The 24,746-nt window shown below is 48.8% G+C and carries 33 protein-coding genes and 1 pseudogene; 10 read left to right on the top strand and 24 right to left on the bottom strand.

The genetic code is table 11. The annotated features are described in order from the left end of the window. Nucleotides 1-4: 4 nt before the first annotated feature. Nucleotides 5-1,948 (bottom strand): hypothetical protein, encoded by a 1,944-nt coding sequence (locus tag A1359_RS18575; RefSeq protein ID WP_066986824.1) that lies wholly within the window; start codon nt 1,946-1,948, stop codon nt 5-7. Between the two features lie 279 nt (nt 1,949-2,227). Here A1359_RS18575 and A1359_RS18570 point away from each other — a divergent pair, with 279 nt between their 5' ends. After that, the gene (locus A1359_RS18570; protein WP_066986820.1) at nt 2,228-2,461 is read left to right on the top strand and encodes a hypothetical protein; all 234 of its coding nucleotides are present in this window, start codon (nt 2,228-2,230) and stop codon (nt 2,459-2,461) included. 47 nt (nt 2,462-2,508) lie between these two features. On the opposite strand, the gene A1359_RS18565 is transcribed toward A1359_RS18570, so the two are convergent. The 20 genes from A1359_RS18565 to A1359_RS18475 all read right to left on the bottom strand — a co-directional run bounded on the left by A1359_RS18565 (nt 2,509) and on the right by A1359_RS18475 (nt 18,743). Then, nucleotides 2,509-3,096 (bottom strand): lytic transglycosylase domain-containing protein, encoded by a 588-nt coding sequence (locus A1359_RS18565; protein WP_066986816.1) that lies wholly within the window; start codon nt 3,094-3,096, stop codon nt 2,509-2,511. A 34-nt stretch (nt 3,097-3,130) separates the two neighbouring features. Continuing rightward, a complete protein-coding gene (locus A1359_RS18560; RefSeq protein WP_157200603.1) occupies nt 3,131-3,625 on the bottom strand; it encodes a hypothetical protein in 495 nt (164 codons plus the stop codon). 32 nt (nt 3,626-3,657) lie between these two features. Next, complete coding sequence (locus tag A1359_RS18555; RefSeq protein WP_066986810.1) at nt 3,658-5,364, bottom strand: LPD7 domain-containing protein; 1,707 nt, start codon at nt 5,362-5,364, stop codon at nt 3,658-3,660. 9 nt (nt 5,365-5,373) lie between these two features. Continuing rightward, nucleotides 5,374-7,236, bottom strand: coding sequence for a type IV secretory system conjugative DNA transfer family protein (locus A1359_RS18550; RefSeq protein ID WP_066986807.1), 1,863 nt, complete (start codon nt 7,234-7,236; stop codon nt 5,374-5,376). Then, nucleotides 7,233-8,249, bottom strand: a complete 1,017-nt coding sequence (gene virB11, locus A1359_RS18545; RefSeq protein ID WP_083960720.1) for a P-type DNA transfer ATPase VirB11 — start codon at nt 8,247-8,249, stop codon at nt 7,233-7,235. Before virB11 ends, A1359_RS18550 begins: the two co-directional genes overlap by 4 nt. Nucleotides 8,250-8,308: 59 nt before the next feature. After that, nucleotides 8,309-9,538, bottom strand: a complete 1,230-nt coding sequence (gene virB10, locus A1359_RS18540) for a type IV secretion system protein VirB10 (RefSeq protein ID WP_066986804.1) — start codon at nt 9,536-9,538, stop codon at nt 8,309-8,311. Further along, nucleotides 9,531-10,361, bottom strand: a complete 831-nt coding sequence (locus A1359_RS18535; RefSeq protein ID WP_066986801.1) for a TrbG/VirB9 family P-type conjugative transfer protein — start codon at nt 10,359-10,361, stop codon at nt 9,531-9,533. The genes virB10 and A1359_RS18535 overlap by 8 nt, the downstream gene beginning before the upstream one ends. Further along, nucleotides 10,358-11,083 carry a virB8 family protein gene (locus tag A1359_RS18530; RefSeq protein WP_066986798.1) on the bottom strand — a complete coding sequence of 242 codons (726 nt, stop codon included), beginning with the start codon at nt 11,081-11,083 and terminating at the stop codon, nt 10,358-10,360. The genes A1359_RS18535 and A1359_RS18530 overlap by 4 nt, the downstream gene beginning before the upstream one ends. 233 nt (nt 11,084-11,316) lie before the next feature. After that, nucleotides 11,317-11,550 (bottom strand): hypothetical protein, encoded by a 234-nt coding sequence (locus tag A1359_RS18525; RefSeq protein ID WP_066986795.1) that lies wholly within the window; start codon nt 11,548-11,550, stop codon nt 11,317-11,319. 61 nt (nt 11,551-11,611) lie between these two features. Further along, entirely contained in the window at nt 11,612-11,779 is a 168-nt protein-coding gene (locus A1359_RS22925) for a hypothetical protein (protein ID WP_198159410.1), read from the bottom strand. Beyond that, nucleotides 11,776-12,012 (bottom strand): hypothetical protein, encoded by a 237-nt coding sequence (locus tag A1359_RS18520; protein WP_066986791.1) that lies wholly within the window; start codon nt 12,010-12,012, stop codon nt 11,776-11,778. The genes A1359_RS22925 and A1359_RS18520 overlap by 4 nt, the downstream gene beginning before the upstream one ends. Before the next feature lie 47 nt (nt 12,013-12,059). Continuing rightward, nucleotides 12,060-13,073, bottom strand: a complete 1,014-nt coding sequence (locus A1359_RS18515) for a type IV secretion system protein (RefSeq protein WP_066986788.1) — start codon at nt 13,071-13,073, stop codon at nt 12,060-12,062. Nucleotides 13,074-13,091: 18 nt separating this feature from the next. Beyond that, complete coding sequence (locus A1359_RS18510) at nt 13,092-13,382, bottom strand: hypothetical protein (protein ID WP_066986785.1); 291 nt, start codon at nt 13,380-13,382, stop codon at nt 13,092-13,094. Between the two features lie 16 nt (nt 13,383-13,398). After that, nucleotides 13,399-14,172, bottom strand: a complete 774-nt coding sequence (locus A1359_RS18505) for a type IV secretion system protein (RefSeq protein ID WP_066986783.1) — start codon at nt 14,170-14,172, stop codon at nt 13,399-13,401. Continuing rightward, nucleotides 14,156-16,684 (bottom strand): VirB4 family type IV secretion/conjugal transfer ATPase, encoded by a 2,529-nt coding sequence (locus A1359_RS18500; RefSeq protein WP_066986780.1) that lies wholly within the window; start codon nt 16,682-16,684, stop codon nt 14,156-14,158. The genes A1359_RS18505 and A1359_RS18500 overlap by 17 nt, the downstream gene beginning before the upstream one ends. Nucleotides 16,685-16,700: 16 nt before the next feature. Continuing rightward, nucleotides 16,701-17,063 carry a type IV secretion system protein VirB3 gene (locus tag A1359_RS18495; RefSeq protein WP_066986777.1) on the bottom strand — a complete coding sequence of 121 codons (363 nt, stop codon included), beginning with the start codon at nt 17,061-17,063 and terminating at the stop codon, nt 16,701-16,703. A 3-nt stretch (nt 17,064-17,066) separates the two neighbouring features. Further along, the gene (locus A1359_RS18490; RefSeq protein WP_066986896.1) at nt 17,067-17,360 is read right to left on the bottom strand and encodes a TrbC/VirB2 family protein; all 294 of its coding nucleotides are present in this window, start codon (nt 17,358-17,360) and stop codon (nt 17,067-17,069) included. Between the two features lie 233 nt (nt 17,361-17,593). Next, a complete protein-coding gene (locus tag A1359_RS18485) occupies nt 17,594-17,926 on the bottom strand; it encodes a hypothetical protein (RefSeq protein ID WP_066986775.1) in 333 nt (110 codons plus the stop codon). Continuing rightward, on the bottom strand, nt 17,923-18,378 hold the full coding sequence (locus A1359_RS18480) for a hypothetical protein (protein ID WP_157200602.1): 456 nt from the start codon (nt 18,376-18,378) through the stop codon (nt 17,923-17,925). The genes A1359_RS18485 and A1359_RS18480 overlap by 4 nt, the downstream gene beginning before the upstream one ends. Before the next feature lie 101 nt (nt 18,379-18,479). Continuing rightward, nucleotides 18,480-18,743, bottom strand: a complete 264-nt coding sequence (locus tag A1359_RS18475; RefSeq protein ID WP_083960719.1) for a hypothetical protein — start codon at nt 18,741-18,743, stop codon at nt 18,480-18,482. A gap of 329 nt (nt 18,744-19,072) precedes the next feature. On the opposite strand from A1359_RS18475, the pseudogene A1359_RS23740 reads away from it, so the two are divergent. The 3 genes and pseudogenes from A1359_RS23740 to A1359_RS18465 all read left to right on the top strand — a co-directional run. After that, nucleotides 19,073-19,177: pseudogene (locus tag A1359_RS23740) on the top strand (DUF4942 domain-containing protein); the annotation flags it as partial. A 14-nt stretch (nt 19,178-19,191) separates the two neighbouring features. Next, nucleotides 19,192-19,350: a hypothetical protein gene (locus A1359_RS22575; protein ID WP_157200601.1), complete on the top strand. Its 159-nt coding sequence runs from the start codon at nt 19,192-19,194 to the stop codon at nt 19,348-19,350. Nucleotides 19,351-19,356: 6 nt separating this feature from the next. After that, nucleotides 19,357-19,581 (top strand): NYN domain-containing protein, encoded by a 225-nt coding sequence (locus A1359_RS18465; protein WP_332310098.1) that lies wholly within the window; start codon nt 19,357-19,359, stop codon nt 19,579-19,581. Nucleotides 19,582-19,601: 20 nt separating this feature from the next. Here the strand turns inward: A1359_RS18465 and A1359_RS22570 are convergent, their stop codons facing one another. Beyond that, the gene (locus A1359_RS22570; protein ID WP_157200600.1) at nt 19,602-19,742 is read right to left on the bottom strand and encodes a hypothetical protein; all 141 of its coding nucleotides are present in this window, start codon (nt 19,740-19,742) and stop codon (nt 19,602-19,604) included. A 585-nt stretch (nt 19,743-20,327) separates the two neighbouring features. Here A1359_RS22570 and A1359_RS18460 point away from each other — a divergent pair. After that, a complete protein-coding gene (locus A1359_RS18460; RefSeq protein ID WP_066986762.1) occupies nt 20,328-21,149 on the top strand; it encodes a DUF932 domain-containing protein in 822 nt (273 codons plus the stop codon). Nucleotides 21,150-21,221: 72 nt separating this feature from the next. Beyond that, nucleotides 21,222-21,452 (top strand): hypothetical protein, encoded by a 231-nt coding sequence (locus A1359_RS18455; RefSeq protein WP_066986758.1) that lies wholly within the window; start codon nt 21,222-21,224, stop codon nt 21,450-21,452. 84 nt (nt 21,453-21,536) lie between these two features. Here the strand turns inward: A1359_RS18455 and A1359_RS18450 are convergent, their stop codons facing one another. Together A1359_RS18450 and A1359_RS22565 are read right to left on the bottom strand one after the other, a co-directional pair. Then, nucleotides 21,537-21,956 (bottom strand): hypothetical protein, encoded by a 420-nt coding sequence (locus A1359_RS18450; protein WP_066986755.1) that lies wholly within the window; start codon nt 21,954-21,956, stop codon nt 21,537-21,539. 59 nt (nt 21,957-22,015) lie between these two features. After that, a complete protein-coding gene (locus A1359_RS22565; RefSeq protein WP_157200599.1) occupies nt 22,016-22,156 on the bottom strand; it encodes a hypothetical protein in 141 nt (46 codons plus the stop codon). 336 nt (nt 22,157-22,492) lie between these two features. Here A1359_RS22565 and A1359_RS18445 point away from each other — a divergent pair, with 336 nt between their 5' ends. The 4 genes from A1359_RS18445 to A1359_RS18430 all read left to right on the top strand — a co-directional run bounded on the left by A1359_RS18445 (nt 22,493) and on the right by A1359_RS18430 (nt 24,739). Beyond that, entirely contained in the window at nt 22,493-23,005 is a 513-nt protein-coding gene (locus tag A1359_RS18445; RefSeq protein WP_456297539.1) for a LexA family protein, read from the top strand. Between the two features lie 33 nt (nt 23,006-23,038). Further along, nucleotides 23,039-23,239, top strand: a complete 201-nt coding sequence (locus A1359_RS23735; protein ID WP_408606565.1) for a DUF4113 domain-containing protein — start codon at nt 23,039-23,041, stop codon at nt 23,237-23,239. A gap of 149 nt (nt 23,240-23,388) precedes the next feature. Next, nucleotides 23,389-23,850 carry a hypothetical protein gene (locus A1359_RS18435; RefSeq protein WP_066986749.1) on the top strand — a complete coding sequence of 154 codons (462 nt, stop codon included), beginning with the start codon at nt 23,389-23,391 and terminating at the stop codon, nt 23,848-23,850. 121 nt (nt 23,851-23,971) lie between these two features. Then, nucleotides 23,972-24,739, top strand: coding sequence for a ParA family protein (locus tag A1359_RS18430; RefSeq protein ID WP_198159409.1), 768 nt, complete (start codon nt 23,972-23,974; stop codon nt 24,737-24,739). Nucleotides 24,740-24,746: the final 7 nt, after the last annotated feature.

The raw sequence follows: 24,746 nt of genomic DNA, 5'->3' as shown, positions 1-24,746 counted from the left end.
ACATTTATTTCAAACCATACACTTTCAATTGACTGCATACCTTGAGCTGATTATCCGGGACAGTACAATCATCAGTACCAACCCGGTATATCATCACATACACTCTGCCGTTAGCCACCACCGGTGGAATCATTCTGGACATTTTACCAAGCCCGCCATTGTTATCATCACCGGTGCGAAACAAGCGTTTCAGGCGATTGCCTGATTCAATATTCGTTGCATCGTAAGCAACCAATTGACCTTCCGCAAACTCCTTGTTGGCATCGCCGAATTTGGCATATACCGACCACAGAATAGCCGACCCAAAATCAATGGCATGCGGAAAGCTCGACGTAGTGGACGGTTTTCCGGACACCATTAACAATCCGCCCGGCATGCCGCCGGGAGACTCGTGACCGACGGACGCCAGATCTTCGCCTTCGGCACGAAACGTTGGTAGGTCGCCACTCAAAGTCGAAAAATTGTAAGTTTTCAAACGTGAATTTTCACCCCAGACAAATAAAATGCCACCGAGTTGATCGCGCTGAGCCATTGCCAACGAATGGATGTGGTGCATTTTGTTATTTTCCGGATCTCCACAAGGCACAAACCAACCATGATCTGCATTACCAGCAGCCGGACACGGCAGACTACGATTGAGATGCTGAGCTCTATCCCAGTTTTGCGCCATATCGCCGCCGTAATAGGCTGCGACTAAGGGCGGCTTTGACATCAGCTGATTAAACCTATCGTTCTTGCCTAGGTTATATTTGTCCAGCGAATAAATAATGCCATCTTTGGTGCCTTGCAATATTAGACTGGAACCCGGCACCAGCATCGGCCCGGAGGCACCGAAATCCCAATCTGCACCGGCACTGCCGACGTCAGCACGGCCGCAGGAAACCTCGGAATTGTTGTCATTCCACAAACAGCCTCTACCCGAAGTACGTTCATCCAAAAATGCCTTGTAATAGTCCACTTTTTCCAGCAATGGCCTAGAACCGCTACTGCTTGGCGTAAATCGCAGTTTGATCATGCTTTCTGCAAGATCGACATCACCGTTGTTGGAGGTGCCATTTGAAGTAGCTACATAGATCATATCGCCTTCGGTGACCGGCGCGCCGCCTGCTTGCCAGATTCCCGCTCCCCAAGCGTTAAAGGACGTGGCGCAAAACATCGCCGCTGCCCTGGAATATCCGCTTTGCCCAAGTAAGCCACGGGTATCGTAAGCTAATACAAAACCATGCGGGTTTTTTCGTCCGCCCATTAAGGATTCACCGTTTGCAGCAAACGCCAACACTAGGCCGTTATTCTCGGTCAGCGCCAGACCTGCGCGCATTTTGGGATAAACATATTGCCGCGTCTGGTTGTTCTGCGTAAATACCGCACCTGCATCGTTGAACCAACAACCGTTGCCTTCCTGAGATTTACCGTAAATGCGTATAGGATCCGACTTGCGACTGCCATTCAAGGGATTCAAAGCGAACAACCAATAATCGCGAAACCGATTGTCGTTATTTTTTTTCAGCCAAGCGGCAACATACAACGTGTTAGTAGCTGGATCGACTATAGGCGTGGCGGAGATGCCCCAAGTTGGCGTGTGTTTCCACATATCCATATCTTGCGAGCTGATTTCCGGGCCTAGTTTGACAGAATAAATTGTGGCATTAGTGCGAGCATTAATGCCGATTACTTCATTTTTCATGGTGGTGATGATCACCAAATCGTCTGTGCCGGCACCGTTTTCAATCACTAACGGTTGAGTCTCTACTTTGGCATTGAAATCGTAAGTACGCAGTAGTCCGAAATCGATGGGATTTACATTGCTCTTATTAAGCGTGAACTCCTGATTGTTTGCAGCGGTTCGGTAGTTATTACCCGCCCGCTGGGTAATACTCACTGCTTGCACATCATCCATCAACAAAACCGAAAAAACGGCGCTTAGAAAACCAAGTAGTAGGAAATTCATGTCTTACTCCGGCTGCTGAAATGTCAACTGAGCCTAGATCGTATTGCTTGCGGTTGTCAAGCCCTTTGAAAATAAGTGTTGAGAGTTAATAAACTGCCTGGGTTTGTAGCACATAACCCATTCTTCTACTGATATGAAGACGTTTAAAAGCAGTCTGCTCAGTTATGCAAAATAATCAAGAATTGCTCTGCTTACCGTTATTACCTGCTTGACGATTTTCTATGACCCCCGATACATTAGGTCTACGTATTGAATATCGTGACCGGCTCCAAGTTTTGAATGACTCTTAGTGGCCGGTTAGTTGCGGTCGCCAACGGCAGTTTTGTAGTCCGCCAGTTCGAGGAATCTACATTTGCCTGGCTGGCCGCTTTGGAGAAACTCGACAGGCAAAAACGGGTCGATAGCGAACGATCAAAATTTGGCTGGTTTTGTATCGGAATGGGTGGCGATTTTGCGATTAGAATGTCTGATGCTTTTAAGCAGGAATCAGTAATCCATTTTCGGCGTCATTGACTGTCTTGCAGAGGCTGGCATCGTCTATCCCTGAGCTTCGGGCAAATTCACTTTATCCAGGATGCATAGATGTAATTTGGATAGGTTGCGCTGCCCAGGCTGCCGTTATAGCGTGCTAGCGCACGGCTTAAATTTCCTTTCTCTTGATCCAGATAAGCCCTTAGAATGGCACAACCCAACCGCAGGTTGGTCCGAACGTTAAATAAGTCGGTCGAGCGTTCGCCTACAATGTCCGCCCAAAATGGCATGACCTGCATATAGCCCCTAGCACCGGCTGATGAAATGGCATATTTGCGAAAGTTGCTTTCAACCCTGATCACGGATAACACTAAATCCGGTTCCAGTCCGGCTCGCTTGGCTTCGTAATGGATGGTTTGTAATAGTTCACGGCGCAGTCGTTGATTGTGCAGCCGCTCAGCCAACGCCTTGTTCTCGGCCATCTGTATGACCAGCGCCCTATCAGTTTGCTCTATCCATTGACGTTTCTCGTCATTCATCACGGCGCTTTGGCGGACGGTATCCGCCACATTCGCATCGAGCGACGCCACTTGTAACCGAATAACAGCCTCTTGACTCGGTCCAGCCTGTGCCGATTGTGCCAACAGCAGCATCAATGCCCCACGTACTATATTCATCGGGTGTGTTCTCCATTATCGAGCCGATTACGGATTAATGGGGCACGATCTGTATTTCTTGCTTGATCGTCGTGGTTTCTGGTCGTTGGCATTGGTTTTGGTGATCGATAATGAGGTTTTCGCTCACAATTAGATAGCCGCTAGTGGCGGTTTTCTCAATCACCAGTTGATAGTTGTTGTCCCAGTAACAGCGACGCATGGCGTAACGATGAGCCGCTATCGCTAGTGTATTTACACCAAGGCTTTTAATGGTCACGTCGTGTAATTCAATCGGTTCAATCGAAGGCTGGCCGTTATACCAAGTTTCGCGCAAGAGCTGTTTCCACACGTGGCCGCTAAAGTCCCTTTCAGTGGTGGTCCTGTCCAGCGTGGTCACAGTGACTTTGATCTTGGCTGTCTCGCTGTAGAGTGTCAGTAGGTTGATGTTGCTTGTGTTGGTGTAGTCAAGATACGCGGCCAGAAAGCGTTTGGCGCTTTCGACCGTTTGCTTGTCCAGTTCTGCCGCGAATGCGGGTTGAAGTGTGAGCATCAACACACAGCAAGCCCTATGGATGCAGGCTTTCATCTGCTTATACCTTGCTCTTGCTTTGCGGGTTCTTGGGTCATGATCGGCGGTTTATGGTCGTTAAATACGCTGTTAGCGTCGATAGTGGCCTGTTTCCCTTGTTCCTTGATTTCCGGGGCGGTGATTTTCTTACCTTTTTCCAATGCGCTGGCTAGACCTTCCCTGATTAAATAGACCAACGCCGATTTTTCGTCTTCAGATTTTATGACGCCGCTTACATGGGCTTGTTCTGCGATTTTCTCGCCTAGCTTGGCGGCGGTAATCGCTGCTGCCACTTGTGGTATTTGCGCGATCACTTTTTGCTCGATTTCCTTACCGGTGCGTAGCGCTTCAGCGTGTTCTTCGAGCGCGGTTTGATAAGTCGCTTTTTCGATACGCCAGGTGGTTTTTTGTACGGTTTTCTGGGTTTCGATAGGGTTGCCCTCCTCGTCACGGGTTTTGGCTGGAATGTTCATGCTTTGTTTGCCGACGTTACTCAACACGACGGTATCGCCTATTTGGGGCTGTGATTGCGAATCGGCAAAAGCGCGCTTGAAGTCAGCTCCCCATTTTGTAATCGCCTGACCCTCGACATCCAGTTTCACGAAATAGGATTTGCCTTGGTTCTGATCGTGCTTGTAGTGGTCTGCGCCGTGCGCTAACAAAACGCCGGTGGTCACGTCGTCCCGTTGCTTCGGTTGCCGTTCGGTTGCCTGGTTTTTCGAATCACGGGCTGTCATTGCTTTTAGCAATTCGGCCTCGGCAAATTTCGTCGGCTGATAACCGACAACCTCGATACCCTTGAGCGAAGCTTCACGCCACACTTGGTGCTTGAAATTGTCCGTGCCGGATACGGTGATGCTTTGCCAGCGCCGGGCTTCTGCAATGGCTATCGCGTCCCGTATTACCGTGATGTTCTCGGTTTCAAGCTTTAATTTTTTGCCGCCATCCTCGAAGGCTAGGGTTTTATCTTGGAAGTAATATTGATTTTTCAATCGCAGGTATCGGCTTGCCACGCGTTCAGGTACGTCTTGATTTCCGGCTTGTTTAGGCTGCGGGTTTTCATGGCTGTCGGCCTGTTCAGGCACTATGGGTGGCGTTTGCTGGGGGTTGCTGGGGGTTTTTTCTTGCGACCTGTCATAAAAGGCGATGACGTTTTCTTGGGGTTGTTGCCGGCTGACCGATGACTGGCTGTTTTGGGCCATTGATGGGTTTTCCAGATAGGTTGGTATGGCCATGCCTTCCGGTGCGTATTTTTGCCAGTTTTTTAGCGCCTTTTCTTGATTGAAGTTAGCGAACCGTACCAGGTCGCTGGCTAGACGATCATCCAGTTTAAATGGTTGCGCGGCTTTGTTTTCGCTGGCTTGGATATTCAGCGTTTGAAGACGTTTGCGTACCGATTTTTCCAGTGCGCTGTAAAAGCCGGCCTGAAACGCTTTATCGATGGGCAACACGTCAGGCAGGGTTTTGAAATACCGGGTTTGACCGTCCATGTAAGTGCCGTGGACTTCGGTAGAGGCCATGATACGCTCGCGATTGTTTTCCGAATGGATGACACTTGGTCTCGGGGTCTTTTCCGGGTTGGCGGCGAAGTAAGCCGCGCCGGCCTTTTGGGCGTCGGTGAATGGCTTCGATTGATTACCCACTTTGACGATAAAAATGTTGGTTGATTGGGTTTGATGATTTTGGTCGCTTATTGGGTTTGTTTCGGGCTGAGTTGCCATTTTATGCTCCTAGTTTTCAACGACTAAATTGAGGTAACGTTGTGCAGCGGCCTTTACCTCCTCAGAGGTCATAGGCTGGTCGGTTGGCGGTACTATGTAATGCGTGTCAATTGCAAAATCGGTTAACGATAGGCTGTCGAAGTTTTCGATTTCCGCTATCGTTAAAGGTCTGTGGTTGGATGCGGCTTTTGGCGTTATCTCGGTCATAACTTCCTCGATGGCTCTTGTGACCGGTTTGATGCGCTTTATTCTAGGGGCTGCAAGTAGGCGTTTTTTGAAATGCCGATCTTGGTAATAAATGATTTTTTCGGCCAGTATTGGGCGGATACCTTCATAGATGATGATTTCCTTGTCTTCGCCGATTTCCTTAACTTCTTGCGGCATCAGCAACATGCGGCGTTGATCGCTTTCCGTTGTGCTATTGCCTTTCGTACCCCACATAGGCCGCGAACGGCTTTTGCCTTTGACGGTCGTGGAACCTAGATCATTCGAGATTTCCTGTGCGTCCATAAAATCTTTAGGCGCGAACATAATGCGTCCGGCCAGGGTTTTGATAATGGTATCCGCCCCATCCCTGCCATAGACTGAGCGTAGTTGCGACGGCGTTTGAATGACCAGCAGTATCCGCACGTTATAGCCAGGTAGAAAGCCGCTGGATGTTTCGATAATCGGAATCCGGCCCAAAGCGGTAAACTCATCGAGCAGCAATAACAGTTGATGTTTCAGTAGCGGGTTGTGTTCGGGTAGTTCGCGGGTGTGTAAGCCGATGGCTTGCTGAAAAAACAGGCTTAGAACGGGGCGTATGCGGTCTAGGTCGTCAGGTTTGACACCGACATAGATGGATGTGGGTTTTTTACGCAAGTCCCGCAAATCGAAGTCATTGCCCGATGTGGCGGCGTCCAGTAGCGGATTCAGCCAGAGTGACAGTTTCGAGGTGAGTTCTTTACGAATACCGCCGGCTGTTTGCGGTGGTAGGTCAATGACTTCGTAAATAGACGAGACACATTGCCACGAAAGCGGGTTATTGCCCCCTCTACGTCGGGCGAGTATCCCTTTCCAATGCTCGACAAAACCCTCTCCGGTTGTGCCGCCCGACATACCTTGCCGTAAGACTTCGCCGATGGTTCTCAGACTGTCAGTGGTTTCGAACAGATAAAGGGCGATACCTAAAAACAACGTTCTTGCGCTTAATACCCAAAATGAGTCTTTATTGGTCTCGACCGAATAGAGCATTTCGGCGATGCGTTGCACATCGTTAATCCGGATACCGGGATCGTTGGACACATAAAAAAGCGGGTTCCAGCGGGCGGTATGGCCGGATTCCGATAGCGGATCAAATAGATGGACTGCTTGCCCGTGTTTTTGCCTGAATCCGGCGGTGGCTTTCCAGTTCTCCTTTTTGACGTCAATCACAATCACGGAGCCGGCAAAATTGAGTAGATTCGGAATGACCACACCAACACCCTTGCCCGATCTAGGCGGTGCGGCCAGTATTGCGCCCTGTTGACCGGGAATTGTTAGATATTGATTACCCATTTTCCCAACAATAATGCCGTCGCCATCTAACAGGCCGCGATCTTTGATTTCTTTGCGGGATGCGAATTTAGCGTCGCCATGTAATGACCGGCGGCGTGGCATCAATGGAATAGCGACGACACCCCCTATCACCACAAAGCCGGCTACCGTGCTGCCGATCAAGCGCTTACGAATCGCAGGCTTGTGGCCGTAATAATGACCGTATTGCAGAATGGTAATCGGGGTGGTCTGAATGGGGTTTTGATGATTGACCGCCAGAAAAAAATAGCCGGACAGGTAGAGTCCAGCCACGATGGCTATCAATACCCCTGCTACTGTTTTGCCGATCTTTTTCATAGGCTGTGAGCGCGTTTTAGCTCAGGTTTGAACCAGACTTCTTTTACCCGCCGTTCGTGGTTGAACTGCAAAACGATGTCGATAGTTTGGTAAAGCAGTGACTTGATTTCTTCCGCTTGTAGGGCTTGGCCCGCTGGGCTTTGTCTGAGCAATAAGACCATTTGCGCCAGGGCCAATTGTGCAGTGTGGCCATGTACGCTGGTGATTGAGCCTGGATGCGATGCAACGGCTCTCAGGTATTCGAATGCTTCATCACCCCGCAATTCTGCCAGAAACAAACGATCTGGTTTCATCCGTAAACAAGCTTCGAGCAACGCTTTCGGGGTTACGTTGGCTTGCCCCTGCCCGCCTTTCGAATACAGCAGCCGCACATGATCAGGCTGATTGACTATCACTAACTCCTTGGCGTCTTCGATGGTGATAATGCGTTCGTATTCGGGTATTTCGAGGATCAGCGCTTTATTGACGGTGGTTTTGCCGGAGCCGGTGACACCGGAGAGCAGAAAGTTTTTTTTGGCAAGGATGCCCAGTTTAATAAATTCGCTATATCGGCGTTTTTCTTTAAGTGCGAGCAATTCGCGCTCAACTTCATCGAGTTCGTCGCTGGCGTCTATGCATTCGCCAAATAGCCCTCTTTCGTCGAGTTCATCAAGCGTCCATACCGTTTTTGATGGCCGGCGAATGGTGATGGAAACGTGTTCGGCGGCGGGCGGTAATACAAACTGAATCCGCTCGCCAGTTGGGAGGTCTGCGGATAACAATGGCGTTACTTCGTCAGCACCTTGCGCGGTTTTGTTGGCTACCAAGTTCGCCATGTTCCGACACCAGCCGGGCGAGGCGAACTTCAGTTGTTCACAGGCTTTTCCATCATAACGCTGGACGTAGGCTTCAAATGGTTTGTTTATGCAAATCTCGGTTACATTATCATCGTCCAATATGAAACGCAGTGGCGTTAGGTAGTGATGCAATGCGCTTAAATATTCTATGTTATCGAGTCTTAGTGCCGTTTCCATTTCATTCCCCTGATAGGGTGATTTCGTCTTTGAATTTTCGCGGGCGCGAAAATGTAGGCTTAGTTCATCCGGTACTTGGCTTCGGCTTCGTCGTAGATGTACTGATATTTGTCCTCTAAGGAATACACCGAACGAAAATCAACATCGCGGGCAAACAGGATTTGTACGCGTTCACCTTGCGGGATGTTGATGGTCGGTGGAATATTGACCGTGCTTCTCAACACCTCTGTCATGACGCTATTGGGCTGCTGGGTGTTGTAGTTCAACGTCGTTCCGCCGCTATTGCCCGCACCGCTGGCGTAATTGGTACCGGCCTGTATAGCGCCGTTGATCACTGAAATCAGTATCGCCGCCCCGAATCTATCCCAAAAGTGATTATCCACTTCGCCGGTTATGCCCGATCTACCCAACGAGTCGGTAGCCGGCGAGTCGAGTTGAGCAATGACGCCAGTTTCGGTGCGGGCTTCTGTCCAAATCACAAAAAGACGGTTTTGGCCTTGCTGTACGTTCGACCGGGTTTCACCATTAATAGCGGTGCCGCGTTTCAGCAATGGCACTTTGCCATCTGCCCCGAATATGTCATACGCCAGTACGCAGGTCACAAGGCCGGGGAGTTGGGAGTCGATGGCCGTTTCCAGGGTGCAATCGCCTTTCCTACCCTTTGGAATCAGGTAGGTCAATGACGGCATCATTTGCGCACGAGCTGTTGCCATGGTTGTCGGTTTAAGCGCGTCGCCTAGTGCTGTGTTATTGCCGGTCAACGTCGGGTTTTGGCCTGGGGTGCGTCCTTGATTAGGCTGGGTTGCGTTTGCGCCGGTATGCAACCCGGTTTTGATATATACAGGAGTGTTCAGACGGCGTTCCAATGCCAGTTCTTCGGGGGTTTTGGGTTTTGGTTGGCCGTTGTTGCCGGCGCCGTTATCGGCCAGTTCGGGTGGTGGCCCGAATAGGTTGCCGGCGTTGAACGGTTCTGTGGGTTGCGGGGCTGCGGGTTGTGGTTGGCTTGGAAACGGAATAGCTCCCAATTTAGGCAAGTTGCCGTCGGCTTGTAACAATTGCTCCTGTTGTTTGCGTTTGGCGTCTTCGGCCAGTTTTTGTTTACCTGCAAGGTTGGTGTAGTACCACATTAAGAAACCACCGCCCAGTAAGACAATTAAGCCAATGGCAAAAATATTGTTGAGTTTAGATTGAACTGATTGACCTCTTGTGACGCTGGGGATTCTACGCTCACCCGCAACTTGTTCGGCATGTTCCATTTCGTCTATGTGGGTATCGTTTGTGTTATTCATAACCAGCGGCCTCGTTTTCTGTAGGTTGTGTTTTCAGGATCACATCTTCTTTGACTGTACCGGAGGTCAAGCGCTTGCCGCCGCCGGTAAATTGCCGGTTCTCTACACAGCCAACTAAGTTGCCACGTCGCAAAATAAAGCGATGGGCTACACGGTGAATAACGACCTCTTCGTTGTCCGGGTCTATATGGAAGTTGATCAATGATTCCGTCTCATCTTCGTTTTCAGAAAAGATGGCCGGGTATTCGGCATGGGCGCTAAACTTGATATGGGTTTGAATGCCGTCGTCATAAGTTTCAATAGGTTTCATTGAAGGACTGCCGCAATACCAGTAATCGCGGTTCGCTTTGTAGGGTGCGGCGTGTAGTTTGTCGCGAAGATTGTTTCTGGCCGTGCGGTCGTTTCGTTGTTTCTCTTCATCTTCCGGGTAGCGAAAGGCAATCGAATAGATCATGTGGTAACGGTTTTTCGGCGGATCTTTTCTCACTTCGTAATCGAAGTGGTAAACACGCAAATTGGTTTTTACGTCGATATTGGTTCTCACCAGCTCTGCTTTCGGTTTGATCCAGGTATCGTTACCATCTGCGGTTATATCTAAGCCGCCAGTATCCCCTGCCCCCACACCGATAAATTGCTCGTCAGGCGCAAGTCGCAAGTGGGTTTGGTAGCCAATGTATCCGGTCAGCCTGATTACGTCGTCTTTGTCATATACGACTTCCCGCACCCTAGGGTCCGTGATGCCTGGCGCGGGGCGAATCTCAGCCACGCATGCCGATCCCCATACTAATAGCGATACGGTAGTTAATTGAGCAACTGTTCTCATGGTTTGCCTCCATTCGGGATTTGCGTTTGTTCGGCAATGACTTCCGGTTCTTTGTGGTAACTGGTAATCCGAAATCCCAACTGGTTAAGGCTACGCTCTTTGTCTTGTTTCGACGGCTCGCCGTAGGCATATTTGATGGTAGACAACCAATGATTAATCCGTGGGGAGCCGTTGCCGCCTTGACGTTTTTCGGTGGTAAAGCGGATTTGAGCGGTATCTCTTGCGCCGCTATCCGGCTCCAGAAAGGTAATGCCTTTAACGTGTACGGTTACTGTTGTGCCGTCCTTATATTTCACTAGTGGCGATTCGGGGTTAGTTTCCTGCCAGGCTCGCGCCCACTCGTCATTGAGTTTGGCATTGTTGAATGCCCCGACCATTTCATAGTCAGTTTCAGCGATGGCATAGAAGTAGCGTTCGCGGGCGGTTTGGTAGTGGGTGAGCAGGTGCCGCGTGGTGAGTTCCGATACTTCGGCTTCGCCGTTGTATATCGGCACAACATCTACAATCCCAGTTGAGCTGTCGACACGCACAACATAAGGTTGTGTGGTTTTTAACGGGGTTAGTCCTTTGATGGCCCAGGCCAAACTCATGGCGATGGCGATCAGTCCAGCGATAGTCCAGCGTAGGAATGTATTTTGTCTAAGGGCGTCGCGGAGCTTGTTGGCTTCCCAGGTACGCCCTTCCTCAAGGTACGCATCTAGTTCTGGGTCTCGTTTTTTCATGGTCTCACCGCCCTATCTGCATTGATTGGGGTAAATTCATCGGTGCAACGCGGTAACGGCTTGATTGAGCTACAAGCGGTTATGTGGGTGAACAACCAAAGTATAAAAATAAGGTGTTTGGGGTGCTTATAGTTCATGGCGGCACAGATGGTTAGTTGTTAGTATGTGTTGATGCTATAGGCTCATTGAGCCTATGTCAAGCTTAATGTAATCACCCCACTTATTTGTTTTAATTATTTTTGGAGGCGCTGGATTCTTTTATTTAACGCCGTTATCGCCCAGTTCGGACAGCTTCTTGATGAGGGTGTTTCAAGGTCTGCCAACCATGTGGGAACTTTTCTCGTACCTACTTTCTGCCCTGTTTCCCTGGTAATCAGTTCTACGGCTTGTGCTTGTGTGATGCTGTATGTGGAGAGAATGGCGCGAAATTCTTGTTGGTTTCTTTCGCGTTCCAGGTTGTCTTCCATCCGGATTTTCCCTGCCGTATAAATGATCGAGTGCGGCTACCTCATCGCCGCACAGTAGGCTTCATGCCGATTGCATGAGCGCATCGAGTTTTTCAATAAGCGCTTTTAGCAATGTTTCGGCGTCCTTAACCGCATCAACAGGATCGCGTGCCATGGCGGCACGCAAAGCTGTTTTTAACCAGTCGGAAGCGGCGGGATCGACCAGAATTTGGTCGCGTAACAACGTCATTGGGCCGCCTCTCTACTTTGTTGGATGGGATTGAAATGCATAGGACTGCATAGGGTGATTTCGCCTTCGTCGGGTATGTTGAAATGCTGACGCAATAGGGTACTCGCCCATGTAGTCAGCGCCAAACAGACCCACCATTGCGAATAACTGTAGTCAAACCAAAAACCCCATGCCAGAGTGATACACATCCCGAATAGGATATGTAGCGTCCAGGTTTTGTTTTTAAAGTTCATTGGTAACTCCATGGTTATTTTTCGCGGGCGCGAAAATGTTTACATCGTTAAAATACATTGCTTCGGGCGATTTTGCCGCCTGTTTGCGCGGCGCTGGGAGTTCGAGAGGTTAAGCGATTACCAAGGTTGCGAGCGATTGGCATATAGCGACTGGTTTTTTCGCCGGCTCGACCATCTGCTACACCACGACCGAATTGGTACAACGTGCGGCCTGTGCCGCCGCCCGCCCCTTTTAGCAATCGGCTCAGGCTATTAAACGTACTGATGGCAACACCACTTGCTAGGCCGGCGGCGATGCTTGGAACTTGCCGCATGATTAACAGGATGAAACCGCTGGCGAGACAGAGCTGGATGCCTTCCGCAATCTGTATTCCAGCTCCTTTTGCGGCGGCGGATTGGGCGTATTGTTCTAGCATGTTCAATAGTAGTTTTGAGGCTACCGACGCCAATACAATGATTAACGAATAATTGGACAGTTGCGCGACCCAACTCTCGAAAAACCGCTTGGTTGTCTCAAACATCAATCCCAGAATGAACAACGGGCCGATTGCTAACAATAAACCGACCGCCACTAATGACAGGCAATATAAATAAGCCATCCAGACGCAGATAACTCCAACGAACAGATAAACCGCGAACCCGGCTAGATAAAAACCAAAATTGCCATCGACTATACCCCCTTGGCTTATAAGCGATTCAGCTACCGTGGCCCCTTGTACCCATACGGTATCAACAACGTTAATAGCTGCATTGCCGCCTAAAATGGCATCACTCAATGACTCTGGGGTAGCGATAAAAAAATCGACCAGAACAGAGTTGTATTCCCATAAACTTAGGGCAACACCCAAAATTGCCGCCAACTGAATGATACGTTTGGCGCCGTCCATAATCGGCTCTTCAATTGCCCCACGAAAATGCAAATATCCCCATAACATGACGTACATCGTTGCAAAAGTGACGGCGGCAGGTTGCAGGCTGGCCGCAATATCGCTGGTGATGGTCGAAACCATGTTCAATACATTGGTTTGGAGAAAATCCCAAAAAGTTATAAAAAATCCCATCACACTCTCTCTATTGATTTACTGGGAGGGCATCACTTCGTAATGCGGTTGTTTTAAATCACGGATATGGCCAATATTCGATGGTTTATGCGGTTTTTCCGCTATCTCTGTTTTAACAATGATGGTTAGCGGCTTTTCCGGGTCTTGATTCACGACGACTTGCGCCGGGTTAGTGTCGTTTTGTGAGTTCGCGGCTGTCGCCACCGAAGAATTACCGAGTTGGCCGTTACTGGTGAGGTAATAGGTGCCAACCGCCGAGGCGGCGGCTGTTAGAGTTATAACGGAAATTAACATTAATTTTGTGTTCATGCCCCCCCCCTTTTTTTTAGTGGTTGTTCACAACGGAATAGTTGGGTTGAACCAACGTACTTGTACTGCCGACTTGCTGAACCGCTAACTCGCGTAACTGCTGCTGGTTCACCTGTTCCTGGTTTTGCAAGCTGGCGTACAGTTGTTGCATTTTGATTTGATCGTTCTGCAACATGGCCTGTTCGCCGGCTATCCGTGCGTTCACTTCAGCAATGCCTTTGGGGTCTTGGGTTTGATTAACCTTATCCATCAATTGCTGGATATAGCTAAATCGCTGGCTAGCGGCGTCCATGCTTTGTGTCGCGGTAGCTTGTATGGCGGCGTTATTTTTGCGGCGCTGGGTGAACAGTTTCAGCTGATTTGCGTTCATGTTGAGATTGGCGATTGCTTCCGGGGAGAGAATCGCGTTTTGGTTGGTGAAGTTTTGCACCTGTCCACTCATGGTGTTATAGGTGACGCTGGCCCCGTCGATAACATCAACTAAATCCTGACTACCTTGCGGCAGATAGTTACGGGCTGCGTTGGTGATGGGTTGCACAGCGCCAAATCCCCGGTTGCCAGTCATGCCGTTATAGGTCGATGTGACCATTTGATAGGTCTGTTGCAGTTGTTGAAGCTGATTCGTAAGCGTGGTTAGTTGCTCAATCGCGTCGGCGTGTTCTTCCATAAACCCGGCTATGGTTTCGGCCATGTGCGCGGGATCGTTCACAATGTCGATGGGAAATGCGTTATTGCCGAATAACACCAGGGTTAAAGCGGCGGCTATACGGGTTTTATGAGACGGCTTCATATTCAACTCCGGTGGTTTGAGTTTCGGTGTAGTGGTGTATTGCAGATTTTTCGGCCTTAATATTATCTAGGTGTTGTTTGTAGAGTGGGAGCCATACGGTAGGTTCTTCGCCGAATTCGGCAATGAGTTTGCGGACGATGCCGATGTTCTGCACCCGTCCAGATATAACGTCAAGCTCGAAATCGAAGCCTTTTAAGTCTAACTCGCATACTACGCTGGCGTGACCTTGCTTAATTAGAAACTGACGGCTGCCCGGTTCGATTTCTTGCTTGAGCAACAAATATTCGCGTTCGCTCAATCCAAACCCATCAATGTAATCCTCTTCCCGCGCTTTCTCGTTTGGCATGAATATTTGAGTAGCGGTTTGTTCAACGATAGTGCGGGCGATAGGGCTTTGCAGTACAGAGCTTGGGCTTTGGGTTACAAAGATGAAGCCGGCGTTTTTTTTGCGGGCGCGTTCGAGGCCGTCCTTCGCAAATTCCTGAAAGGCGCTGTCCGTGATTGATCGTGAAAATTCGTCCATCCAGCACAGCATTCGGCGACCGTCCATGAGCGTTTGAACCAGATGAAACAGGTACATGGTTATCGGGGCGCAGGTAACGGGGTTTTTCAAGAAGTCGGTACTATCAAAGCCGATAGTGGCGGTTTGTCCCATTAGGTCGGTGATGGAATCGGTTTCGTTATCAAATACCCATGCGTATTCGCCGGCTGTGCTTTCCGCCCATTTGCTCAGACGCGCAAACAAACCTTCGGGGTCTCGAACGTCAAGAAATTCGATAAGCCGTGATAAGCGACGGTATTTGTGTTCGAGAACCAGTGTGCCATCCAATGCTTGTCTGAGGTTTTTAAGTTCGCGTTCAGTCAGCGGTTTGTCTGCCCTGTAGGCTAACCGTTGCAGCCATAGCCTCATAAACTCGACGTTATTAGTAGTTGGTTCGAGTTGCAAGGGGTTAAACCCTGTCGGCTGTTTGTTTTGGATGGTTAGGTAACGACCGCCTAATGCGCGGATCAGTATTTCAAGGCCATAATCGTTATCAAAAATGGCTTGTGTGACGTTTTGCTTCCGGAGCATGGTAACCATGAAACCAAATAAAACGGTTTTACCTGAGCCTGTCGGGCCGCACAAATAAGTATGCGCTACGTCTTTTTTGCTGCCGCCGGTTGGGTCTTTGGGATCGCTGGCGTGGAGTGAAAAATAGTAGTTACTTTTGGCGTTGCTGATCAGTACGACCATGGCGTCTCCCCAATGGTTGCCAGTGGCTCGGCCCACAGGGTAGTTATGGTAAGGGGCCATAGCTGCAAGGTTGCGGCTAGTGATCGGCGATAATCGGGGTCTGTAAGTAAAATTACCAGGGAGTTGCGCCCAAAATGCGGCTTCTATGGCAAGGTCTTCTCTGGCTACGGTCATTCCGGTATCGCCCAGAACGGTTTTGGCCCAGGCGATGTTTGTGTTGAGTTCGCGTAGCCGAGGCTGGTTTTCGGCTTCCTTAACACCTTCGAAGGGTTCGCCTTGGATAAGCAACGAAAAATGATGGTCTCCCATTACTATTTCATTGCCAGAGATTTGATCAATCGCAGTTTCAAGGTCTGCGGTTTGGGTGCGGGCTAAATCACCGATATTCACCATTCGGTTATATTGATTGACCAATAGCGCTTGAGCGGCGGTTTTGGTGATGAAGGTATAGCTTTGCGTCAGTACAAAACTAAATGGTGCTTTGAGTAGGCCATTAAACATACCGACGATGGTAGGCGTCGGATACTCCTTAACGCCCAATACGGCGGCGACACGGGTTTCCGTGGCTGTACGGTACTCTATTGCCTCCGTGCCGAATGATAGTCGTGAAGTTGCCAACACTTCGTTAAGGGGGGATCGTGGTAGCGCAATGCGTTGCCATTCGCCATTAATGAGCAAACCAAAGTATTCCATAAGGGTTGAATAATAGTGTTGCCCTTTTTGGTAAATTCCCAACGGTTCTGGATCGTATCGATTGAGCGCAGCCATGACGTGTTGTTGCAGTTTCATCATTTCATCTAACGCTTCCTCTTGCTCTTGGCGTACGACTTCTTTATTAATGCGATTGAGGAAACTCATGGCCGACTGGCCTATCTGGCCAGGTTGCGGCCTATAGACTATCGCTATGTAAATATCGTTGACCATCAGGGTTTCTTTGGCGATACGCTGACGATATTTTTCGTTGAGATCATGGGCAAAACCGGGTTCAAATTGACCTTCGGGGTAGGTGTTTTCGCGGTGACGTACCACGGTTTGCCAAATGGATATGTTGGGTTTGGCGAGGTTGCGGTAAAAAACGTTTAACCTTTCGTGCCAGTTGTTAAGCTGTTCATCGTCGGCGTTTTCAAAACCTATACCGGCTAGTTTGAAAGCCATGACGTAGCCGTTGTGGGTTTTGACGACGTGTTCGTTAATGTGGATGGTGTAGGGAATGTGCAAGGCGGCGGCCTCTTCCCTCATTAGAGCTTTGTGGTTTTTTAATGCTGGTATGGCCGACATAGCATTCTCTTTGCGGTTAGGGTGAATAGTGGGGCGGTAGTTTGCGTCGCCCTTTCGAATCGGGTAAGTTGTAGCGGTTCGTGGTGTAACTGCTGGCTTTCCATTGTTTGATGTTGCCTTTTGTCCAGTTCAGCCCTTTGGTTCTGGCCCATAATGTTAGAAGATCGAAAAAACGGCATTCGTGCATTAACAGCAAGGCCAGTACACCGTGTATAGGTATGTAGGCCAGTAGCCAAAGCAGGTTTCGAGTCATTAAAAACATTTCGATAACCACCATCGCCCCTAACACCATGCCCCCGGTGGTAACACCGAATCGCATGGGCGGGCGAGTAGCTGCAACAAATAAAGGGTCTGCTTGCAGTCCGTTGTTGCGGTTCATGAGTCAAACTCCGAACAGTCCGCGTACCCAGGTCACAACCTGTTGTGATCCAAATACGAGAACGATGCCGATCATGGCGCTGACGGCTAACATCCACGATATTCGACCGAACCATGCCAATGCGCCGAGAACCATAACCGCAATAACGGCAACGGGTGTTAGGACGGCGAGTAAGTCGGTTGAGAGTGCGCTAGCTCCAGTAGTGAATGGACCTGCGGCATAGGTGGCTTGCTCTACACTCAAACAGAGTACAGCGATAAGGGCTTGTTGAAGGAATTTACGAGTTGTTTTATTCATCCGGTATTTCTCCGTGTTTTTGGGGGTGGGTGTTAATCGCCGTAGATTTTCGCGGACGCGAAAATCTAAACGGTTTGTTTCCCGCTTAGGCACGGGGAACATCGGGCTTTTTGCTACCCTAGTAAATACCTTGACGTTTCAACAATACTGGTTGTTTTACTTTCATAAAACAGAGCCGATATCTCCCCGTCCGTAAATTTCGGCCTATATCGCCGTATTTAAAACACCTTTAATCAAGATATTTTTGGCTGCGTTGGTTTCGCGTTTTCGTGGTGGTCGCAGGCAACGCAGGCAAAAAGAGCCTGGATTTTTTTGTCTTCTGCATTAGTGTGTCCGCAGGATTTTATGATGTTGATCATGCGTTTATGAAGCTTGGTAATTCTGGTTTCTTGTTTGATATAGCGATTGCTACCTTTTTGCATTTTCGCCAGTTTGCGGTGCAATTTTGTGAGTTGTTTTTGGTGCTTCTCAAGTGTATTGGTGCGGTTGTGTGTGATGTCATTGGGTGAAGTGGCGAATTGGCCCAACGGCTCCTGTCGGATTTTATCGGAGTTGAATGTACTCATTTTGCGGCAGCACTGTGTCTGTTATACAAGTCCCACCAAGGGCCGGCGGTAGAGATGGGTTCGGGCTGGCCATTTTTAGCGGTTTTCATATCATCCGGTTTAGGCGGGTAGACGGGCTTGACGATAACGGTTTTGAAAGCTTTGGTTTTGCCTTGGACCAGGTCAATTTCCTGTTGTAGCTGAGCAATATTATTGCTTACCTCTTCCAGTCTGAACTCGGTTCTATCGAGTTCAGTTTTGTCACCGCTGGCAAGTTGGACTGCGCGGTTTTGTTGTAGGTTGGCGGCTATCTGTTTTTGTTCGGTCAATTCAGCCTGCAGAATGGTGAGCTTTTCTGTGTCGCGGGCGGTTTGTTGTGCACTGTCAACGATAGTGGCCGGCGTTTGGGCGATTGTCGGCGTAGCTACGGACATGGTGAGTAGCATTATTGCGACGCGGAAATGTGTGTGCATAACATCGTCCATTGCTCGAGGTTTTCCGGATTATAACCAGGAAAACTGTTGAATTGGTTTTGATGTTATAGGCTCAGTGAGCCTATGTCAAATAATTTTTGTCAATTTTTAGTTGACTTACCCGAGGTAAGATTTTCCGTGATGCGTTTTAATGCTGTTAGCGCCCAGTTCGGGCAGCTTCTTGATGAAGGTACTTCGGGGTCTGCTAACCATGTGCGTACCTTTCTCGCTCCCACTTTTTGGCCGGTTTCCATGGTAATTAGTTCAGCGGCCTGCACTTGTGTGATGTTGTATGTGGAGAGGATGTCACGAAATTCTTTGTGATTTTGCTGGCGTTCTTGTTCTTGTTCTTGTTCGGTGTTCATGGCTAGTGTGCATTAGATATAGTATGTCGTTACAAGCGACTTTTTGCATGCATTTTAGCCATTTTTGCCCGGTTGACGCCAATTAAGACACCTTAGAGCCGCCTATTAACTTTATGTTGTTGGTTTGACATACATTTATTTACAGCCTAAGCATGGTAATTTTCGCGGGCGCGAAAATATTTTGGCTTTTTTTTTCAGGCGGACGCTGCCTCTTGTCAGCAGGTCGATCAAGGGTAAATACTACTCCCGAGCATAAAATAATAGACGCTGTTAGACGGTAAAACGAAATGCTCTTATGACTTAGACCGGACGATCTTAAGTGCAGCCAGCGTATGAATACAGATTATTTTGAGGCTCGATGGTATCAACAGGCGGATAGCTGTCACCTATACCCGACCAATCGGCAAATTATCGATAGACTTAATAGAATGGATGGGAAAAATAGGCAGTGGATACCCACCCCGATGACAACGCAGCCACCAAAGCTTTTTGGGAACATTACGATAAGGCTGAGAAAATTACCCATGCAATGGTGTTGCCTGCTATTCGCTGGGGCGAGCCTTCGTGTGCTCAAATTAACGATGCGCACAGCGTTGCTTGCCAGTAAGCCGGGATTGATATTTCTGCAACTGGCAAGAATGACACCGACAGCACAATGATTATTGATGCAATGGATTTGCTTTACACTTGTAAATTTGATGGGTTTTGTTTGATTACAAGTGACAGTGACTTTACTGGTCTAACTATGCGGCTGCGTGAAGAAGGTCTTATTGTTTTTGGGTTAGGAGAGAATAAAAATCCCGAGGCATTCAGGAACGCTTGTCACGTAATGCTTTAATTTTTGTTTGGGCATTTTCGCTATTCGCGAAAACCGGACGCCCGTTCCAGGCTCGCTATTCGCTCGGTCGTGCCGACTTGGCCGCTAGCGTTGCCAACCTTACAGACCGCCTTGCCAACACTCAATAAGGGACGTGTGCCAATGCTACGTAAACTCCGCACTGTCACACCTCCCTTAGCCGCTGGGCTTATCCCTAATACTACGCAAGGCTATCGCCATGCTCAAACCCCTAAAGGATATTGTTGGTTTAGACCTGGTCGGTGTGTCCTGTGTGGCGTCTTAATGCCACGAGGCGTGCGTAGTGTGCGCACAGTATGCCAGACTGCCCGGCTTATTCGGTCAAGGGGCCGTGTCCTCGCTATGCTGCGGGCCGCACCCACCCCTTGACCGCACCGGCCAGCCTGTCCACCTGTACGCACCGCAAGCCCTCGTCCCATTAAGACCGATGCTACACTCAGGCAAGCCCTGTTTTACCTTGTATAACAAGCGGTGCGGCTATCGCCGCGCTATTCTGATTTCCCGCATCCCTGAACCCTTAATCCCGATTGCAATCGGTGTGCCATTTGGCGGTTTTTATAGTGTATTTTTCACTTAACTTATTGAAAAATATATTTAAATGTCAGGTAAATAGCTTGACATTAAGGACATAAGCAGGGATAATAACACCATGGTTTCGAGGTGGTTTAACTCAATTCCATATAGGGCCGGGCATTCCGCCAAGGCCAGTTTGAAAGAGGTTATTTACCATGTTTAACAATCGTTTCTATGGCACCAAAACCCAATCCCCACTTGATAATGACGCTTTACACCGTTTAGCGCCATCTGTCTTCGCTGAAACAAAACACGAATCACGCAAAGAAACTTATAAATTTATCCCGACGATCAACATTGTTGAGGCATTACGCGACGAGGGATTTTTGCCTGTGTACGCTTCCGAGTCTCGCGTGCGTGATGAATCTAAAAAAGGCTTTGCTAAACACCTTTTACGGTTCCGCCAACATGACGGCTTTTCTACAGTTGGTGAAGTTAAGCCGGAAATCGTTTTGCTCAATTCGCACGATGGCACAAGTTCTTACCAGCTCAGCGCCGGACTTTATCGCTTGGTTTGTTCAAACGGGATGATCGTTGCGGACGGGCAAATTGATTGCATCCGCGTTCGTCACAGCGGAAACGTAATCAATAACGTGATCGAAGGCACTTATAAAATCGTAACGGAAACACCCCGAGCGCTTGAACACATGGACGCTATGCGCGGCCTTAATCTCACTAGAGACGAACAAGCCATTTTTGCAGAAGCCGCCAAGGGTTTACGCTGGGATGCCGACGAGGCAAACGTTAAAAACGACGAATTGTTACGCCCCCGCCGTGATGCCGACCGTTCACCCGACCTTTGGACGACTTTTAACGTTCTGCAAGAGAAATTGTTGAAAGGCGGCGTGGAGGTGCAAAACAAGGAAACCAAACGTTCACAAAGAGCGCGTGAGGTTAAGGGCGTTAGCGAAAACGTTAGACTCAATAAAGCAATTTGGACGCTGGCCGAAGAGATGAGAAAACTCAAAGCCGCTTAATTTCAGACTGGCCGCAAGGAGGCGGCCAGTCTGCTCCCTCTTCTATCAATTTTATTCGGCGAGCGTCAGACTATGAACAATACTTCACAATCTCTAAACGAACATCAAATAATTAACGGCTCAGTTTTTCACATTACCCGCGAGAATCACAACAAGGCTTTGCATTTTCTTGAAGAAATTAAGCGGCAAAGTGGCGGGCTTGCTAATCAAGATGAGGCTTACGGCCACGTTATTCATTCGCTGGCTGAAACGGTTATGTGGATGCTGATCGAGGCTGTTGAGGTTGCGCCAGAGCTAAGCTAGTTAGAAATCAAAAAAGGGATGGGCTTCGCCCTTCCCGTTTCTTCGCTGCATTGCGTTTATTGGTTATGTCTGGGGTTATGGTGATTAATTATGTGGGAGACCAGGAATTTTAAAGACTACTTTCAATCGCGCGAAGTGATTAAGGAAGGGAATAAAACTCTCAGGTATGACTGCCAGTTTTATCTTTGAATTTTTGATGATAATTTGGCTACGATTTTTATGCCATGACAAACGACATAATAAGTACCCATTGATGCCGATAACAAAACTCGTGTTGCTGGCCGGTGGTTCACCTGTCGGTATTGGGCTCATTGATGAAGTCGCCCGCATGCCAAACGCTTGCAGAGGTTTTCCGGCATATCGACGGCTACAAGGTGATGTTCCGGCCGGATTGCGGGCGGACCTACTCAGAAATTCTTTTATAAAAATTTCAGCTACGACACCGCCCTTGAGCTCGCCAGGCAGTTTATAACCGACTTTTTCAATGGGTTGGCTGTTCAACATTCAACGTGATCTTTCGTTTGCTTGGTGAGGAAGTGTTTTTAGATTTTGGGGCATTTTCGCTATTCGCGAAAACCGGACGCCCGTTCCAGGCTCGCTATTCGCTCGGTCGTGCCGACTTGGCCGCTAGCGCGGCCAACCTTACAGACCGCCTTGCCAACGCTCAATAAGGGACGTGTGCCAATGCTACGTAAACTCCGCACCGTCACACCTCCCTTAGCCGCTGGGCTTATCCCTAATACTACGCAAGGCTATCGCCATGCTCAAAACCCTAAACGATGGCGGTGGAATTATACACAAGCCAGCTTTTTCGGGGGTAGATTGGAGACCCCCTTGCTTGGCTAATGTGCATAATTCTCCTTGGATTGTATTGCACAATACAATCGATTTATCTTGTATTTTCGCGGGCGCGAAAATGAGGTGCGGCGGTGCCGACTGATTTGGATATGGCTTAGGCCTATTGCTTGCCAATGTCCGAGAGGAAGGTAACGCCACCAATAAGAACAAACATAGAACAATATTCATTTCGATGGTAGGCTATGCGACCCGCTCATCAGACTGCTTATGATGCCATGCCTGTAATGCCTTTCAAACGTAATGTCGTAGATGATGTGATGATTTTGGCAAATCGACTGGCCGTGTCGAAGCCGACTCGCTTGCTACAACAACTTCGCCTGCCGTTGTTCGCCGGCAAAGTATCTGCGGGTTTCCCCTCGCCAGCGGCAGACTATATCGATAAAAGTCTGGACTTGAACGAATTGCTGGTCCAAAAACCCGCAGCGACTTACTTTGTTCGGGCACAAGGCGAATCGATGCTCGGGGCCGGCATTCACCCCAACGACATCTTGGTCGTCGACCGATCCATTGAGCCGGTGGCGGGTAGAATCATAATTTGCGCACTAAACGGCGATCTGACGGTTAAGCGCCTAGCGTGCGAAAACAAAAAATGGAAGCTGAAAGCAGAAAATCCGGATTATCCCGACATCGTGCTTAGTGACGATTTGGAGCTGGTGATTTGGGGCGTGGTCACTACTGTGATCCATGCGGTGTAAGTATGCAGCAACCGCACCGGGACAAGCTGAGCTATTCGACTTTGCCGACAATGGTTTACCAGTGCAAAACCGAGCCTTAATGAAAACTGTCGATCACATCAACCTCCGTTTTCCAAAAGCATTGCTATTACTACGGCCGACATCGATCAAATCTGGAAACCCAGAGTAGGGCGGGTTTCTCAACGGTATACCACTGACGTGCGTGAGTTGATGTGTGTTCGCTTAAATAACTAAAGGCAGCAAAAATATATATTACAATGTCAGGTAAATAGCTTGACAATAAAAGCACAAACCAGGATAATAACACCATGGTTTCAAGGTGGTTAAACTCAAAACCATATAGGGCAGGGCATTTCGCCAAGGCCAGTAATTTGAAGCATAGCATGGCTACCTCTAATAACACCCCTACCGAGTTTTCCACTAATTCATTAGCTGTTAAGGCTGCTGAACTGTCGCATGTCCTCGCGCCGTTTATTTCAAAATCACAATCAATTTCTATCTGTACCGGTGAAGAAAATGATTATTTTTTGCGGTTGATTGTTGATCTTGCCGAGCTGATAGAAGGCATTCAATCGACGTTTGAACAAGACGGAAAAGGCAACCACGCTTTGGTTTATCTTCATTATTTTTCTGGTAGAAACGACTGGTTCATAACGAAAAAAAATGTTGATGGTGGGGTTGATCAAGCGTTTAGCTATGTTATTTTGCATGGCGACGATCAAAACGCGAAATTAGGTTATATCTTAATTCGTGAATTGACGCGGTTAGGTGTTGAGTTGGATTTCCATTTTACCCCTAGCACTTTGGCTACCGTTAAAGCCGAAAGGGAGAGACGCGCGGCCTAATGTGCGGCACCACCCCGATAAATCTGGGTGGGCTTATCAGTTCTGACAATGCAACGTAATTTAAGGTTAGATGCGCGGTTTTATAATCCGCGCATCACATGATGAATCTGGAAAGGGGTAGATGATGAAAATTCTCGCTATTGCGAATCAAAAAGGCGGCGTCGGAAAAAGTACGCTGGCCGTGCATCTAGCTTATGCGGCTCAAGATGCTGGTTTACGTGTGTTGCTGGTGGATATGGACAAGCAGGGCAGCCTGTCATTGACGTTTTCGCCGACGCCTACCGATACATTACTGGCCTCTTCGCTATTCAGCGAGGAACCAAGCAAAGCCGCGCCGTTAGTTGTGAATGACGGTTTAGGCTTGATTCGGGCCGATAACGGTTTGCTTGCGATTGATAAAGCAGAAAACCAAGTGATTAGACACCCAAGCAAAGCCCTACGCGCCTTCGCTAATGATTATGACGTTTGCTTTATCGATACGCCGCCATTGTTGGGTGTGCGTTTGATGGCCGCGTTATCTGCCGCCGATTTTGTTTTAACGCCGGTTTCAGTTGGCTTGTACGAGCTGGCTGGTGTCATGGATTTAATGCAAACCATACACGTAATTCGAACCCAAGGCTTTAACCCACGCTTAAAGCACATCGGTATTTTACCTATCAAGATCAATAACCGCAGCGGCGAAGAACGCGCAGGTTTGGAATCGTTACGAGCCAAGTATGGTTCGGCCATTATGGCTGAAACATTGCCGGAACGCGCACCGGTTAGAAAAGCGATTGCCAACCGCCGTCCGGTATGGTTTGGCACAAAAGGCGAAGGACATCTAAAAGCCGCCATCGAGTGGCAAGCAGCTTGTAAAGCGGTATTAGCAAAAATTGGATTCGGACAGTAAGAGGCTC

The sequence above is a fragment of the Methylomonas lenta genome (assembly GCF_001644015.1).
Classification (GTDB): domain Bacteria; phylum Pseudomonadota; class Gammaproteobacteria; order Methylococcales; family Methylomonadaceae; genus Methylomonas; species Methylomonas lenta.
Note: the sequence above shows the minus strand (reverse complement) of the source record. Positions and strands in the feature narration are given on the sequence as shown.